Source organism: Brevibacterium picturae, from assembly GCF_900105045.1.
GTDB lineage: Bacteria > Actinomycetota > Actinomycetes > Actinomycetales > Brevibacteriaceae > Brevibacterium > Brevibacterium picturae.
The window spans coordinates 601,170-614,444 of sequence record NZ_LT629739.1 but is presented as its reverse complement, the minus strand read 5'-3'; the positions used below and the strand labels follow the sequence as shown (position 1 = coordinate 614,444).

Here is a 13,275-nt window from a genome sequence, read left to right as displayed (position 1 = left end):
ACGAGGAAGGGCTAGAGCCCAAATGACAATGACTGATCCAGTCGCAGACATGTTGACACGTCTGCGGAACGCCAACTCGGCTTATCACGAGGACGTCAGCATGCCGTTTTCGAAGCTGAAATCAAACATCGCCGAGATCCTCAAGAGCGAGGGCTACATCACCGGTTGGAGCGTCGAAGATGCTCAGGTCGGAAAGACCCTCCTCATGGACCTCAAGTTCGGTCCCAACCGGGAGCGTTCGATCGCCGGCCTGCGCCGTGTGTCGAAGCCCGGGCTGCGCGTCTACGCGAAGTCGACCAACTTGCCCAAGGTCCTCGGTGGACTCGGCATCGCCATTCTGTCGACGTCGTCAGGCCTCCTGACGGACCGGCAGGCCGCCAAGAAGGGTGTGGGTGGGGAAGTCCTCGCCTACGTCTGGTAAGGAAGGAGAGAAGAAAATGTCACGTATTGGCAAGAACCCGATCTCCGTCCCCACCGGCGTTGAGGTCAAGATCGACGGCCAGGATGTCGCCGTCAAGGGACCCAAGGGTGATCTGTCCGTCTCCATCGCCGAGCCGATCAGCGTATCGCTCGATGACGGCGTCGTGACCGTGAGCCGTCCGGACGAAGAGCGCGAATCGCGTTCTCTGCACGGACTGTCCCGCACGATGATCAACAACATGATCGTCGGTGTGACCGACGGCTACTCGAAGTCCCTCGAGATCGTCGGCACCGGTTACCGCGTGCTGGCCAAGGGATCGAACCTCGAGTTCGCTCTGGGCTACAGCCACTCGATCACCGTCGAACCACCCGAGGGAATCTCCTTCACGGTCGACGGACAGACCAAGCTGGCAGTTCACGGCATCGACAAGCAGCTGGTCGGAGAGACCGCTGCCAACATCCGGAAGCTGCGCAAGCCTGAACCTTACAAGGGCAAGGGTGTCCGCTATGCCGGAGAAAATGTCCGTCGCAAGGTCGGAAAGGCTGGTAAGTAGAGATGGCCTTTGGGAAAAAGGAAAGCTACGGCAAGGGCAGGGCTGCGGCCCGCAAACGTCGTCACGCTCGTCTGCGCAAGCATGTCAGCGGTACGTCGGAACGTCCTCGCCTCTCAGTGACTCGCTCCACGCGCCACGTCTTTGTCCAGGTCATCGACGATACCGTCGGCAAGACCTTGGCATCAGCCTCCACTATGGAAGCTGACCTGCGCACTCTCGAGGGTGACAAGACCGGCAAGGCCCACAAGGTCGGCGAGCTGGTAGCCCAGCGCGCCAAGGAAGCCGGCATCGAAGCCGTCGTGTTCGACCGTGGAGGCAACGCCTACCACGGCCGTGTGCAGGCAATCGCCGAAGGTGCCCGTGAAGGAGGATTGGCCCTATGAGCACTGAAGAGAACAAGGAACAGCAGCCAGCTGCTGAGACCCGTACCGATAACAACAGTGATCGCTCCTCACGTGGTCGCGGTCAAGGTGGCCAGGGCGGCCAGGGTCGCGGACGCGGTGAAGGCCGTGGACGCGGCGGTCGCGGTGACCGCGAAGAGAAGAGCCAGTTCATCGAGCACGTCGTCACGATCAACCGCGTGTCGAAGGTGGTCAAGGGCGGACGTCGGTTCTCCTTCACCGCCCTCGTCGTCGTCGGAGACGGAGACGGCATGGTCGGAATGGGCTACGGCAAGGCGAAGGAAGTTCCTGCAGCCATTGCCAAGGGTGTCGAAGAGGCGAAGAAGAACTTCTTCCGCGTCCCTCGCATCCAGAAGACCATTCCGCACCCGATCCAGGGCGAGACCGCAGCAGGCGTCGTCATGCTGCGTCCGGCCGCTCCCGGTACCGGCGTCATCGCCGGTGGTCCGGTACGTGCGGTCCTCGATGCTGCCGGCGTTCAGGACATCCTGTCCAAGTCGCTGGGGTCAGCCAACGCAATCAACATCGTTCGTGCCGCGATCAAGGCCCTTCAGGGTCTCGAGCGCCCAGAGCAGGTCGCGGCTCGCCGTGGACTGCCTGTGGACGAAGTCGCTCCTCACGCATTGCTGCGGGCGGCTGCTGAAAGCGGGGCGAAATCCTGATGGCAAAACTCAAAGTGACCCAGCACAGGTCCGATATCGGTGGCAAGCCGAACCAGCGTGATTCGCTGCGTTCGCTCGGGCTGAAGCGGATCGACGATGTGGTGGTGTGCGAGGATCGTCCGGAAATCCGGGGAATGATCAACGTCGTGCGTCACCTTGTGACTGTGGAAGAGGTGGATTGATATGTCGAACGACGACTCACTCAAGCTCCACGATCTCCGTCCTGCCCCCGGAGCGAAGACTGCCAAGACCCGTGTCGGTCGTGGTGAAGCTTCGAAGGGCAAGACAGCCGGACGCGGAACCAAGGGCACACACGCCCGCTACCAGGTTCCGCACGGCTTCGAGGGTGGACAGACTCCGATGCACATGCGTCTGCCTAAACTGCGCGGGTTCAAGAACCCCGCAAAGGTGACGTTCCAGGTTGTCAATCTCGACAAGCTGTCATCCTTGTTCCCCGAAGGCGGCGACGTCACAGTCGCCGATCTGGTGGCCAAGGGTGCTGTGCGTGCGAAACAGCCCGTCAAGGTTTTGGGCACCGGTGAGATCACCGTGGCTCTGAACATCACTGCAGACAAGTTCTCGGGTTCAGCACTCGAGAAGATCAAGGCTGCAGGCGGAAGCGCCAGCGAAGCCTGAACAGCACCCGCACAGCGGGTCTGAAATATCAGGGTTCCCAGCAAGGGGCGGTCACACTGTGACCGCCCCTTCGTTGTGCCCGATTTCATGAACCCGCGAACCGCGCAGACGCACCCCGAAGTTGGATTCGACACAGTCGCGGAGACAGCAGCCGTCAGCCATCGTCGAATGGGTCGTCCGGTTTCAGCCTGACGGTCATACCCTGATAGTCTTTTGCAGGTATTTGTCTCATTCGCCAGGTCGTATTCTCACGACCCTGACTTTTTCATCCCCCAATGAGGAGGACGCTTGATCGGCGCAATTCGGAGGGCCTTCAGAACGCCCGACTTGAGGAACAAACTCCTCTTCACCCTGGGCATTCTTGTCATCTTCCGCCTCGGTTCCTTCATTCCCTCGCCGGGAATCGACTACACCCAGGTTCAGGAATGTGTGGCCTCCCCGCAGCTGAATGAGGGCGGGTTCGCGATGATCAACCTGTTCAGCGGTGGTGCACTGCTGCAGCTGTCGATCTTCGCTCTGGGCATCATGCCCTACATCACCGCCAGCATCATCGTCCAACTTCTGCGCGTTGTGATTCCGCGCTTCGAGTCACTCCACAAAGAGGGCGCCTCGGGACAGGCGAAGCTCACCCAGTACACGCGCTACCTCACCATCGGGCTGGCCGTGCTCAATGCCACCACGCTCGTGGCCACGGTGCGTTCGGGTGCTCTCTTCGGCAATATCGAAGGCTGCAACGACCTCATCACCAACGACTCCTGGTGGGGCATCTCCATCCTCGTCATCACCTTGGTGGCAGGCACCGGCCTGATCATGTGGCTCGGCGAGCAGATCACCGAGCACGGCGTCGGCAACGGCATGTCGCTGCTCATCTTCACCTCGGTGGCCTCGGCCTTCCCCTCGTCGCTGGGGGCCATCTTCCGCGAACAGGGCATCGACATCTTCCTCATCGTCCTGGCTGTCGGCCTCGTCCTCGTGGCGCTCGTCGTCTTCGTCGAGCAGTCTCAGCGGCGCATTCCAGTGCAGTACGCCAAACGCATGGTCGGCCGACGGATGTTCGGCGGCACCTCGACCTACATCCCGATCAAGGTCAATATGGCCGGCGTGATCCCTGTGATCTTCGCGTCCTCGGTTCTCTACCTGCCCAGCCTGATCTCGCAGTTCTTCGATCCCGAGAGCCAGTGGGTGGAGTGGATCAACACCTACTTCACGCGCGGGGACCACCCGATCTACATCACGACCTACGCACTGCTGACGATCTTCTTCGCCTACTTCTACGTCGCCATCACCTTCAACCCGGAGGAGGTCGCCGACAACATGAAGAAGTACGGTGGCTTCGTTCCGGGCATCCGGGCCGGACGGCCCACCGCCGACTACCTGAGCTTCGTGCTCAGCCGCATCAACTTCCCGGGCTCGCTCTACTTGGCCTTCGTCGCACTGATTCCACTGATCGCCTTGGTCCTCATCAACGCGAACCAGAACTTCCCCTTCGGCGGCACCTCGCTGCTGATTGTGGTGGGAGTCGGTCTCGAGACCGTCAAGCAGATCGACGCACAGATGCAGCAGCGGCACTATGAGGGACTGCTGCGCTGACCGATCCCGGCCGCGCAAATCCATTGGAAGGACACACCTTATGAACTCACGCATCATCCTGATCGGCCCACCCGGTGCCGGCAAAGGAACCCAGGCAACACGACTGTCGGAAGCGCTGAACATCCCGGCGATCTCGACCGGAGACATCTTCCGCGCGAATGTGAAGGGTGAGACGGAACTCGGCACACTCGCCAAGCGCTATATGGATGCCGGAGAGTACGTCCCCGACGAAGTGACCAATTCGATGGTCGCCGATCGACTGAGCCAAGACGACGCCGCCGAGGGATTCCTCCTCGACGGTTACCCGCGCACCAGTGCACAGGTCGACGAACTCGATCGGATCCTCGCAGCCGAGGGCCATGAGATCGAGCAGGTCGTCGAACTCACTGCCGACATCGACGAAGTCGTCGCCCGTCTCTTGGCGCGTGCACAGACCGAGGGCCGCAGTGACGACAGTGAGGACGTCATCCGGCACCGCCTCGACGTCTATGCCGAGCAGACTCAGCCGCTGACCGACATCTACCGTCAACGCGGTCTGCTGAGCCAGGTCGACGGACTCGGCGAGGTGTCAGAGATCACCGATCGAATCCTCGCCTCCATTCGATGATCTTCGGTCCCCGGATCGAGCTGAAGTCTCCTCAGCAGCTGGCGACGATGCGCCAAGCCGGACTGCTCACCGGGCAGGTGCTAAAGGCGGCCCGTGAAGCCGCAGTCCCAGGAGCCACCACCGCCGAGGTGGATGCTGCGGCTGAAGCTGTCATCACCGAGGCCGGGGCCCGGTCCAATTTCAAGGGCTACCAAGGTTTCCCCGCCGTAGTGTGCATCTCCGTGAACGAGGAGATCGTGCACGGCATACCTGGAGACAGGGTCCTCGAATCCGGGGACCTCGTGTCGATCGACGGCGGAGCCATCGTCGATGGATTCCATGGAGATTCGGCATTCACCATGATCGTCGGCGGCGACGCCGCTGGGTCGAAGGCGGACATCGCACTGTCGCAGGCGACGGAGAAGGCGATGTGGGTCGGCATAGCCGCCTTCGCAGCCGGAACCAAGGTCAGCGACATCGGTGACGCGATTGATGATCATGTCGCACGCGAAGCCCCTGAGTTGGGCCTCGTCGAGGAGTTCACCGGCCACGGCATCGGCACGTCAATGCATATGCCCCCGGAGGTCCTGAACTACCGGGCCCGGTCGAACGGACCGAATATCAGATCGGGGATGTGCCTGGCGATCGAGCCGATGCTCACTGCCGGCAGCAGCGAGACCATCACCCTGGCTGACGACTGGACTGTCGTGACAGAGGATGGATCTCGCGCGAGCCATTGGGAACACAGCGTTGCCAAGCATGATGGGGGAGTCTGGGTACTCACCGCAGAGGATGGGGGAGCGGCCGGACTGGCACCGTTCGGAATCACACCGGTTCCTCCGGCCGGCACCTGAGGCGGATACGGCTCAGGAGCCACTGCGACTCAAGGCTGAGGCGTCCTCTGCCTTCGCTTGAGGTCCTTGGCTGTCACGATGTGCATGACGACGAACAGTGCCGAACCCGACATGAGGCTCAGGGCGAACATCCACGCCGCAGTGACTTGAATGTCGAAGCCTGCGATCATGAAGGCTGCGAAGGTGATGAAAGCCGTGATCGACGCGGTCAGGACCGCGGAGGTCCGTGCCGCCTGAAATACCCGCAGATTCGTTTCGTATGCTTCGTCGCCCATGACGGTGCTCCTTGTGTTCGTGGCCGACTTGACCGACCGTTTCGACAGGATCCTTGTATTTTCACGTTAGGATCTGCTCATGACGGGTGTCCACGATCACACGAAACGTACGGCAGATGTGGGCGATCGCTATCGTCTGACCCGCATCTCCTTTGACGTCATCTCTGCATTCGGCTGTCTCCGAGCGCAGGGCCTTCCCGGTCCCGTCATCGTCGGGATCCTCGACGAACACGGCTACTCTTCCTCCAGCGTGCACAATCAGCTGGTGCGAATGGTCCACAGGAACCTCCTGACCAGCGAGAAGCTCGGACGAGTCTCGATCTATCGACTGAGCGAGCGCATTCTGTCTGGGTTCATGGACATCGCGGGCGACCGCGAGGCACCGACGTACGAGGGCAGTTTCCATTCCGCCCTGTACTCGATTCCAGAGACCGCGCGAACGCTGCGCGATCGATTCCAATACGTGGCCAGGATGCTCGGATACCGGCAGCTGCGCCCAGGGGTCCTGCTGTCTTTCGCCGATCTCTCACATGAGCTGGCAACGCAGCTGCCCGCCGTCGTCGAAGCGGGCTGGTGCGAATTCGCGACGATTCGGCCCGAGGACATCGAGGCGGCCAAGCGAATGACCTCCCGTGCCTTCGATCTGGAGGCTGCGTCCGGGCAGCTGCCACCTCTCGAGGACGCCCTGGCCGCATTGAGCCTGAACGACACCCGACCGGGCCTCGGACAGCCCGAGATGTCGCTGGTGAGGTTCTTCGACATCTACTACCAGGTCGCCCAGGCGGTCATGACGCATCCGATACTTCCGGCAGAGCTGGTCGGACCCGAGCAGCCGGCCCTGCGTTTTCGCACCCTGATGGACCGGTGCAATCTGGAGTATTACCTGAGATTCGATCAGCAGCTTCTGGAGCGCGCCGGTTCCAGTTCGACGTTCGATCTCATCGAATGGCTGCCCAGCGATTGAGCTGGCCGCGACCTCGGCTCACAGCACAGAGGCGATGCGCTCGATCGCTTCCGCCAGCAGGGGCCGGGGGAGAGCGAAGTTGAGGCGGATGTGGCCCGCACCGATCTCGCCGCAGAGACGACCTTCGGTGATGGCGACGTGGGCGCGTTCATTGAAATGCTCGGACAGTCCGGCCTTGAGACCATATCCGCGCAGGTCCAGCCAGGCCAGGTAGGTTCCCTCGGGCGGGAGGTACGTGGCATTGGGCAGGTGAGTGGAGACGAGATCGGTCAGGAGCTCGCGATTGCCTTTGAGGTAGGCCGTGATCTCGTCCAGCCAGTCACTGGATTGGGTGTATGCCGCAGTGGTGGCGAGAATGCCCGGGTTCGACGCGGCGCCCGAGACGAAGTTGCCCTTCTTCGCCCAGATCGCACGGTCATCGGCACTGGTGAGAATGAGCTGTGCGCATTTGAGACCGGGGATGTTGAACGCCTTCGATGCGGCGGTCGCCGTCGCGGTATGGGATGCGGTGGTCCCATTCAGGCTCGCATACGGAACGTGACGGGCCGGGGCAAAGACGAGGGGCGCATGGATCTCGTCGGAGAACACACGCGCACCATTGCGTTCGACCACCTCGGCGAGGGCCAGGAGCTCCGCCTCGGAGTACACGTTCCCGATCGGATTGTGGGGATTGCACAGAACTAGGGTCGCGCCGGGAACCAGGGCCGCATCGATGGCCTCGAGGTCCATTGACCAATCGGTCTCCGACCGGATCATCGGCACCTCGACGAGCTCGCGTCCGGTCACCTTGGCGACGTCGAAGAATGGCATGTAGGCGGGCGTCGGTAGGACGATCGGGGTGTCCGCCGGGGTCAGGTGCGTGAGAATGCCCAGAAAGCTCGCGATGACATCGCTGGCGAGCTCGACGTGATCTGTCGGGAACTGCCAGCCATAGCGCTCGTCACAGAACGCCGAGGTGGCCGACTTGAGGTCGGAGATGATCGATTGCGGTGCATAGCCGAAGAGATCACGCTCATCGACCTCGCGCAGCGCCTGACGCACGGCAGGAGCGACACCGAAGTCCATCTCCGCGATGAACGCGCCGAGGCTGCCGGGGAAACTCGACCACTTCCGGCCGCCCTTGGCGATGAGTGAATCTTCTGTGATCGAATCCAGGTCCTGCACGTGATGCTCCTTCGATGGCCGTTGCGTGACTGTCTGCATTCACGCTAGCAGGACGGGGGAGGGCGGAGAGGGCGAAATCGACACGCACGGTCACGGACTCGAGGTCGTCGATGGTGGACAGATCCGACCGCTTCCCGCAACCTTTCGGCCCGGCGACGCATTAAGGTAGATCCGGAACGGAGAATCAGTGCCCAATCATGCGAACCACGGGGAGGTGGAAGCCGCGATGCCCGCACGACAGCGCTCGGTCTTCCGGCGGAATCAATGGGCGCTCAGCCTGGCGCAGCTCTTCTCTGGCATCGGCATCGCCACCGGATTCGCCGTCGGCGGGATCCTCGCCGAGCGCCTGACCGGACGCACGGAGCTCGCCGGATTCGCCCAGACGGCATCCATCCTCGGTGCCGGGCTCCTTGCCGTGCCGCTGGCGAAGCTGGCCGAACACAGAAGCCGTCGACTGGCATTGGCCAGCGCCTATGCGATCGCTCTCTGCGGCGCCATCCTCATCGTGCTGGCGATACTGGTCGACTTCGACGTCGCATTCTTCATCGGCATGGGCTGCTTCGGAGCCGCGACGGCCGCGGGACTGCAGGGCCGCTATGCCGCCACAGATGCCGCTCCTGACCATCTCAAAGGTTCCGCGATGTCCGTGGTCGTCTGGGCCACGACAATCGGCTCCGTCATCGGGCCCAACCTGTCCGGGCCCGGTGCCGGCCTCGGCGAAGCCCTGAGCCTCGACCCGCTGTCCGGGCCGTTCGTCATCGCTATCGCGGGTTTCGCGCTTGCTCTTCTCAGCGTGCTGTTCCTACGCCGGATCACACCCGCCACGCGCGATGCGAGCAGCGAACCCCCTCGCCGAGGTGGCACCTGGCAGGCCATCCGACGATCCCCGGCCGCTCTCATGGGTCTTCTCTCGGTGGTCACCGGACACATGATCATGGTCGCCACCATGGTGATGACGCCCCTGCACATGGACCATCACGGTCTCGGCCTCGAACTGATCGGGATCACGATCGGAGGACACATCCTCGGCATGTACGGGTTGTCCCCGGTCTTCGGTTTTCTCACCGACAGATACTCCGCGGGTCGGGTGATTCTCTTCGGGCACGGACTGTTCGCCGTGTCGTTGGTCCTCGGGCTCGTCGATGCGCTCGGTGAGTCGTCGTTTCTCCGTCTGTCGGTGGCACTGTTCGTCTTGGGGCTGGGGTGGAGCGCATGCCTCATCGCCGGTTCCACACTGCTGACCAAGGAAATCGATCCCGGGCACCGTATGTCAGTGCAGGGGGTCTCCGACGCGGGAATGAATTTCGGGGCCGCGGCACTGGCGGCAATGTCCGGGCCCCTGCTGGCCGTCGGCGGCTTTGCGGCGATCACGCTGATGGGCTTCGTCGTGCTCGCGGTCGCCGTCGTCTTCAGCATCCGGGCTCGGTACGGAACTCGGCATACGGAGTGACCGGCGAGACGCCTCGGCGATTACGAACACCGATTGTAAGGGAGTTCACCCCGGGAAGCCAGCACCGTGTGGAAAAATCTTTCACCGTAGTGTAGGGTTGTTGATTGGTCTGTTCTCACTCAACTCACCCTTTTTCTGTTGTGGGCGGCATCTGCCATCCGCAACTTTTCATGTGGTGGGCCAGAGCTGCGGACCATGGGGTCGTCGGGGTCAATCGACGATACACGATTACGTCGAACGCGAAGTTTTCGCGGGAATACGAGGTTAGCGAACGATATGGCCAAAAAAGAAGGGGTCATTGAGATCGAAGGCACCGTTGTCGAGGCTCTCCCGAACGCATCGTTCAAGGTTGAGCTGAGCAATGGGCACAAGGTGCTTGCGCATATCTCAGGAAAGATGCGACAGCACTACATTCGAATTCTGCCCGAGGATCGGGTCATCGTGGAGCTGTCTCCATACGATCTCTCGCGTGGACGAATCGTTTACCGCTACAAGTAAGGATCTTCGATCATTCGTACCCACCCCTGCGCAGGGGTGAGGGTCGGAAGAAGGAATAACGATGAAGGTTAAGCCAAGCGTCAAGAAGATCTGTGAGAATTGCCAGATTACCCGCCGTCACGGTCGGGTCATCGTCATCTGCTCCAACCCGCGCCACAAGCAGCGCCAGGGTTGAGCAGCTCTTCGAGCAGACAGAGGCACCCGTAAGGGGCTTCAGCAGCACCACACCCGCGCAGACCTCGCCATCTGCATTGCCTCTCCGGCAATGCCAGAACGATACCTTCGGTCGGGGGCCGAGGACCTTGGGAGACCAAGGACAGGTCTGCATCAGCACCTCCGGAACTACAACAGGAGACAGTACCTATGGCACGACTTGCCGGAGTCGACATCCCGCGTGAAAAGCGCGTGGAGGTCGCCTTGACTTACATTTATGGTGTGGGCCGCACCCGTGCGCGCCAGACCCTGACGGAAACGGGAATCAGCCCCGATACCCGTGTGAAGGACTTGAGCGATGCCGAGCTCGTCCAGTTGCGTGACTTTATCGAGGGCACATTCCAGGTTGAGGGTGACCTCCGTCGTGAGGTCGCTGCCGATATTCGCCGCAAGGTGGAGATCGGAAGCTACGAGGGCCTGCGTCACCGCCGCGGTCTGCCGGTTCGCGGGCAGCGGACCAAGACGAATGCGCGTACCCGCAAGGGACCGAAGCGCACCGTGGCCGGTAAGAAGAAGTAATATGCTCACCCGGTTGACCAGCATCAGCCACCTCGATCAGGAGTAAAACACATGCCTCCCAAGTCACGCGCCGCTACAGTGCGCAAGCCTCGCCGCAAGCTCAAGAAGAATATCGTTGCCGGCCAGGCACACATCAAATCAACCTTCAACAACACCATCGTGTCGATCACTGATCCGACCGGTGCTGTCATCTCCTGGGCCTCCTCAGGTGAGGTCGGCTTCAAGGGATCGCGCAAGTCGACCCCTTATGCCGCGCAGATGGCTGCGGAGTCCGCTGCCCGTCGCGCACAGGAGCACGGTCTGAAGAAGGTCGACGTCTTCGTCAAGGGGCCAGGTTCGGGACGCGAAACCGCGATCCGTTCGCTGCAGGCCGCCGGTCTGGAACTGGGCACCATTCAGGATGTCACTCCGGTTCCGTTCAACGGCTGCCGCCCCACCAAGCGCCGCCGCGGCTGATCCTTCCGTGGATCTGCAACAGATGACGGGCCTGCGCCCGACGTCTGTCGCAGAACGGATTCCCAGATAACCCGAACCGTTCTTCATGGCTTCAAGCCATGACGTGCAGTGCGAACGTCATATAGCGGATGTTCGCTGAAAGGAAGCCCACGTGCTCATTGCACAGCGCCCAACGCTCACGGAAGAAGTCGTCTCCGAGAATCGCTCACGGTTCGCCATCGAACCACTCGAGCCAGGATTCGGCTACACCCTCGGTAACTCGCTTCGTCGTACCCTGCTGTCGTCGATTCCAGGTGCCGCCGTCACATCCATCCGAATTGACGGAGTGCTCCACGAATTCAGCACCGTTCCGGGAGTCAAGGAGGATGTCACCGAGTTCATCCTCAACCTGAAGTCCCTGGTCGTGTCCTCGGAATTCGATGAACCGGTCGTTGCCTACCTGCGCAAGCAGGGCCCAGGCACCGTGACTGCCGCCGATGTCTCGGCTCCTGCCGGAGTCGAGATCCATAACCCAGATCTGCATATCGCCACGTTGAATGGTGAGGGCCGTCTGGATATGGAGCTGACCATCGAACGTGGACGCGGTTACGTTTCGAGCGCTCAGAACAAAAACGCGGATGCAGAGATCGGTCGGGTCCCCGTTGACTCGATCTACTCGCCGGTTCTCAAGGTCACCTACAAGGTCGAGGCTACTCGTGTTGAGCAGCGCACCGACTTTGACCGCCTGGTCCTCGACATCGAGACCAAGCCGTCGATGACCCCGCGCGATGCCATCGCATCTGCGGGTAAGACCCTGGTCGAGCTCTTCGGCCTGGCTCGGGAACTCAACGTCGAAGCCGAAGGCATCGAGATCGGACCATCGCCGGTTGACGCAGCCTTGGCTGCTGATCTGGCATTGGCCGTCGAAGATCTCGACCTGACCGTGCGCTCCTACAACTGCCTCAAGCGCGAAGGCATCCACACGGTCGGCGAACTCGTTGCTCGCAGCGAAGCCGATCTCATGGACATCCGCAACTTTGGTTCGAAGTCGATCGACGAAGTGAAGGCCAAGCTCAACGAGCTCGGCCTGAGCCTCAAGGACAGTCCCGCCGGGTTCGAGCCCGGTCTCGTTGATGAGGACCAGTCCTACGTCGAAGACGAACAGTACTGATTAAGACCTAGGAGTAAGACACTATGCCAACCCCAACCAAGGGTCCTCGTCTAGGAGGCTCCCCAACACACGAGCGCATGATGCTCAACAACATGGCTGCCGCCCTGTTCGAGCACAAGAAGATCACCACGACCGTGACAAAGGCAAAGCGCCTGCGTCCGGTGGCGGAGCGCATGATCACCGCAGCGAAGAAGGGCGACCTCGCCGCTCGTCGTCGAGTGCTCGGCAAGATCGGCGACAAGTCGATCGTGCACGAGCTGTTCACCTCGATCGCCGAGACCATGGCCGAGCGCCCCGGTGGATACACTCGTATCACCAAGATCGGTCCTCGTGCCGGTGACAACGCTCCGATGGCTGTCATCGAACTGGTCCTCGAGCCCTACTCGCCGAAGCAGGCAACTGTGAAGGAAGCCGAGCAGGCCACCGAGACAGCAGCATCGAAGAGCGAGACCGCAGAGGTCGTCGACGAGGCTCCTGCCGAGACCACCGAGGAAGCATCCGATGAGGCCGCAACCGCAGAGGTCGCTGCAGACTCAGCTGACGAAAGCGCCGAAGAGACCAAGTAAGGCCTCTTAGTCGCAGCATCTCAGGCGGGCACCCGATTGGGTGCCCGCCTGAAGTGTATTCACAGGGGTGTTCCGAACTGTATGCGCAGGGCTTGCGTGAGCAGCAGGGGAGTATGAGCCCGGGCGGGGGAGCGTAGTAGGAGCAACGCGCTTGTTGCAGACCGGCTTTACGTGGAGATCCTACAGTTCCTCTCTGTGGCGTTATTTCGGACCAGTGGTCTGTCTTGAAACACTGAGCGGCTATTCCTCCCCGTGCTGGTGGAGGAATAGCCGCTCAGTGTAGGTTGCAGTGATTCTGCTAGCCCGCGGGACGTTGC

The 13,275-nt window shown here is 61.5% G+C and carries 19 protein-coding genes; 17 read left to right on the top strand and 2 right to left on the bottom strand.

Annotation, left to right across the window (positions count from 1 at the left end):
* The first annotated feature begins 22 nt into the window (after positions 1–22).
* The 9 genes from rpsH (at position 23) to map (ending at position 5,703) form a co-directional block, all read left to right on the top strand.
* Positions 23–421, top strand: coding sequence for a 30S ribosomal protein S8 (gene rpsH, locus BLT92_RS02875; RefSeq protein WP_009883556.1), 399 nt, complete (start codon positions 23–25; stop codon positions 419–421).
* Positions 422–437: 16 nt separating this feature from the next.
* Positions 438–974 carry a 50S ribosomal protein L6 gene (rplF, locus tag BLT92_RS02870; RefSeq protein ID WP_092102982.1) on the top strand — a complete coding sequence of 179 codons (537 nt, stop codon included), beginning with the start codon at positions 438–440 and terminating at the stop codon, positions 972–974.
* Positions 975–976: 2 nt separating this feature from the next.
* On the top strand, positions 977–1,357 hold the full coding sequence (gene rplR / locus BLT92_RS02865; protein WP_092102979.1) for a 50S ribosomal protein L18: 381 nt from the start codon (positions 977–979) through the stop codon (positions 1,355–1,357).
* On the top strand, positions 1,354–2,037 hold the full coding sequence (gene rpsE, locus BLT92_RS02860; protein WP_092102976.1) for a 30S ribosomal protein S5: 684 nt from the start codon (positions 1,354–1,356) through the stop codon (positions 2,035–2,037). Before rplR ends, rpsE begins: the two co-directional genes overlap by 4 nt.
* Positions 2,037–2,219: a 50S ribosomal protein L30 gene (rpmD, locus tag BLT92_RS02855; RefSeq protein WP_092102973.1), complete on the top strand. Its 183-nt coding sequence runs from the start codon at positions 2,037–2,039 to the stop codon at positions 2,217–2,219. The genes rpsE and rpmD overlap by 1 nt, the downstream gene beginning before the upstream one ends.
* A 1-nt stretch (position 2,220) precedes the next feature.
* Complete coding sequence (rplO, locus tag BLT92_RS02850) at positions 2,221–2,673, top strand: 50S ribosomal protein L15 (RefSeq protein ID WP_092102971.1); 453 nt, start codon at positions 2,221–2,223, stop codon at positions 2,671–2,673.
* Positions 2,674–2,961: 288 nt separating this feature from the next.
* Complete coding sequence (secY, locus tag BLT92_RS02845; RefSeq protein WP_092102968.1) at positions 2,962–4,263, top strand: preprotein translocase subunit SecY; 1,302 nt, start codon at positions 2,962–2,964, stop codon at positions 4,261–4,263.
* Between the two features lie 40 nt (positions 4,264–4,303).
* On the top strand, positions 4,304–4,870 hold the full coding sequence (locus BLT92_RS02840) for an adenylate kinase (RefSeq protein WP_092102965.1): 567 nt from the start codon (positions 4,304–4,306) through the stop codon (positions 4,868–4,870).
* Positions 4,867–5,703 carry a type I methionyl aminopeptidase gene (map, locus tag BLT92_RS02835; RefSeq protein ID WP_092102963.1) on the top strand — a complete coding sequence of 279 codons (837 nt, stop codon included), beginning with the start codon at positions 4,867–4,869 and terminating at the stop codon, positions 5,701–5,703. The genes BLT92_RS02840 and map overlap by 4 nt, the downstream gene beginning before the upstream one ends.
* Before the next feature lie 29 nt (positions 5,704–5,732).
* On the opposite strand, the gene BLT92_RS02830 is transcribed toward map, so the two are convergent.
* Positions 5,733–5,978 carry a hypothetical protein gene (locus tag BLT92_RS02830; protein ID WP_092102961.1) on the bottom strand — a complete coding sequence of 82 codons (246 nt, stop codon included), beginning with the start codon at positions 5,976–5,978 and terminating at the stop codon, positions 5,733–5,735.
* Positions 5,979–6,057: 79 nt separating this feature from the next.
* On the opposite strand from BLT92_RS02830, the gene BLT92_RS02825 reads away from it, so the two are divergent.
* Complete coding sequence (locus BLT92_RS02825) at positions 6,058–6,942, top strand: PaaX family transcriptional regulator (RefSeq protein ID WP_092102959.1); 885 nt, start codon at positions 6,058–6,060, stop codon at positions 6,940–6,942.
* An 18-nt stretch (positions 6,943–6,960) separates the two neighbouring features.
* Here BLT92_RS02825 and BLT92_RS02820 read toward each other — a convergent pair whose 3' ends face one another.
* On the bottom strand, positions 6,961–8,106 hold the full coding sequence (locus BLT92_RS02820; protein ID WP_092102957.1) for a MalY/PatB family protein: 1,146 nt from the start codon (positions 8,104–8,106) through the stop codon (positions 6,961–6,963).
* Positions 8,107–8,293: 187 nt separating this feature from the next.
* On the opposite strand from BLT92_RS02820, the gene BLT92_RS02815 reads away from it, so the two are divergent.
* The 7 genes from BLT92_RS02815 to rplQ all read left to right on the top strand — a co-directional run bounded on the left by BLT92_RS02815 (position 8,294) and on the right by rplQ (position 12,958).
* The gene (locus BLT92_RS02815) at positions 8,294–9,556 is read left to right on the top strand and encodes an MFS transporter (RefSeq protein ID WP_231938985.1); all 1,263 of its coding nucleotides are present in this window, start codon (positions 8,294–8,296) and stop codon (positions 9,554–9,556) included.
* A gap of 276 nt (positions 9,557–9,832) precedes the next feature.
* Positions 9,833–10,054, top strand: coding sequence for a translation initiation factor IF-1 (gene infA / locus BLT92_RS02810; RefSeq protein WP_092102954.1), 222 nt, complete (start codon positions 9,833–9,835; stop codon positions 10,052–10,054).
* A 61-nt stretch (positions 10,055–10,115) separates the two neighbouring features.
* Positions 10,116–10,229, top strand: a complete 114-nt coding sequence (rpmJ, locus tag BLT92_RS02805; RefSeq protein WP_009884960.1) for a 50S ribosomal protein L36 — start codon at positions 10,116–10,118, stop codon at positions 10,227–10,229.
* A 188-nt stretch (positions 10,230–10,417) separates the two neighbouring features.
* Positions 10,418–10,786 carry a 30S ribosomal protein S13 gene (gene rpsM, locus BLT92_RS02800; RefSeq protein ID WP_092102951.1) on the top strand — a complete coding sequence of 123 codons (369 nt, stop codon included), beginning with the start codon at positions 10,418–10,420 and terminating at the stop codon, positions 10,784–10,786.
* Positions 10,787–10,837: 51 nt separating this feature from the next.
* Positions 10,838–11,242, top strand: a complete 405-nt coding sequence (gene rpsK, locus BLT92_RS02795) for a 30S ribosomal protein S11 (protein ID WP_009884958.1) — start codon at positions 10,838–10,840, stop codon at positions 11,240–11,242.
* Between the two features lie 151 nt (positions 11,243–11,393).
* On the top strand, positions 11,394–12,392 hold the full coding sequence (locus BLT92_RS02790) for a DNA-directed RNA polymerase subunit alpha (protein ID WP_092102947.1): 999 nt from the start codon (positions 11,394–11,396) through the stop codon (positions 12,390–12,392).
* A gap of 23 nt (positions 12,393–12,415) precedes the next feature.
* Positions 12,416–12,958 (top strand): 50S ribosomal protein L17, encoded by a 543-nt coding sequence (gene rplQ, locus BLT92_RS02785; protein ID WP_092102944.1) that lies wholly within the window; start codon positions 12,416–12,418, stop codon positions 12,956–12,958.
* Positions 12,959–13,275 lie beyond the last annotated feature (317 nt).

What these genes read in the sequence shown, in the direction of transcription:
- rpsH (WP_009883556.1), top strand. Translation starts at nt 23, where the DNA reads ATGACAATGACTGATCCAGTCGCAGACATGTTGACACGTCTGCGGAAC.
- rplF (WP_092102982.1), top strand. Translation starts at nt 438, where the DNA reads ATGTCACGTATTGGCAAGAACCCGATCTCCGTCCCCACCGGCGTTGAG.
- rplR (WP_092102979.1), top strand. Translation starts at nt 977, where the DNA reads ATGGCCTTTGGGAAAAAGGAAAGCTACGGCAAGGGCAGGGCTGCGGCC.
- rpsE (WP_092102976.1), top strand. Translation starts at nt 1,354, where the DNA reads ATGAGCACTGAAGAGAACAAGGAACAGCAGCCAGCTGCTGAGACCCGT.
- rpmD (WP_092102973.1), top strand. Translation starts at nt 2,037, where the DNA reads ATGGCAAAACTCAAAGTGACCCAGCACAGGTCCGATATCGGTGGCAAG.
- rplO (WP_092102971.1), top strand. Translation starts at nt 2,221, where the DNA reads ATGTCGAACGACGACTCACTCAAGCTCCACGATCTCCGTCCTGCCCCC.
- BLT92_RS02840 (WP_092102965.1), top strand. Translation starts at nt 4,304, where the DNA reads ATGAACTCACGCATCATCCTGATCGGCCCACCCGGTGCCGGCAAAGGA.
- map (WP_092102963.1), top strand. Translation starts at nt 4,867, where the DNA reads ATGATCTTCGGTCCCCGGATCGAGCTGAAGTCTCCTCAGCAGCTGGCG.
- BLT92_RS02830 (WP_092102961.1), bottom strand. Translation starts at nt 5,978, where the DNA reads ATGGGCGACGAAGCATACGAAACGAATCTGCGGGTATTTCAGGCGGCA.
- BLT92_RS02825 (WP_092102959.1), top strand. Translation starts at nt 6,058, where the DNA reads ATGACGGGTGTCCACGATCACACGAAACGTACGGCAGATGTGGGCGAT.
- infA (WP_092102954.1), top strand. Translation starts at nt 9,833, where the DNA reads ATGGCCAAAAAAGAAGGGGTCATTGAGATCGAAGGCACCGTTGTCGAG.
- rpmJ (WP_009884960.1), top strand. Translation starts at nt 10,116, where the DNA reads ATGAAGGTTAAGCCAAGCGTCAAGAAGATCTGTGAGAATTGCCAGATT.
- rpsM (WP_092102951.1), top strand. Translation starts at nt 10,418, where the DNA reads ATGGCACGACTTGCCGGAGTCGACATCCCGCGTGAAAAGCGCGTGGAG.
- rpsK (WP_009884958.1), top strand. Translation starts at nt 10,838, where the DNA reads ATGCCTCCCAAGTCACGCGCCGCTACAGTGCGCAAGCCTCGCCGCAAG.
- rplQ (WP_092102944.1), top strand. Translation starts at nt 12,416, where the DNA reads ATGCCAACCCCAACCAAGGGTCCTCGTCTAGGAGGCTCCCCAACACAC.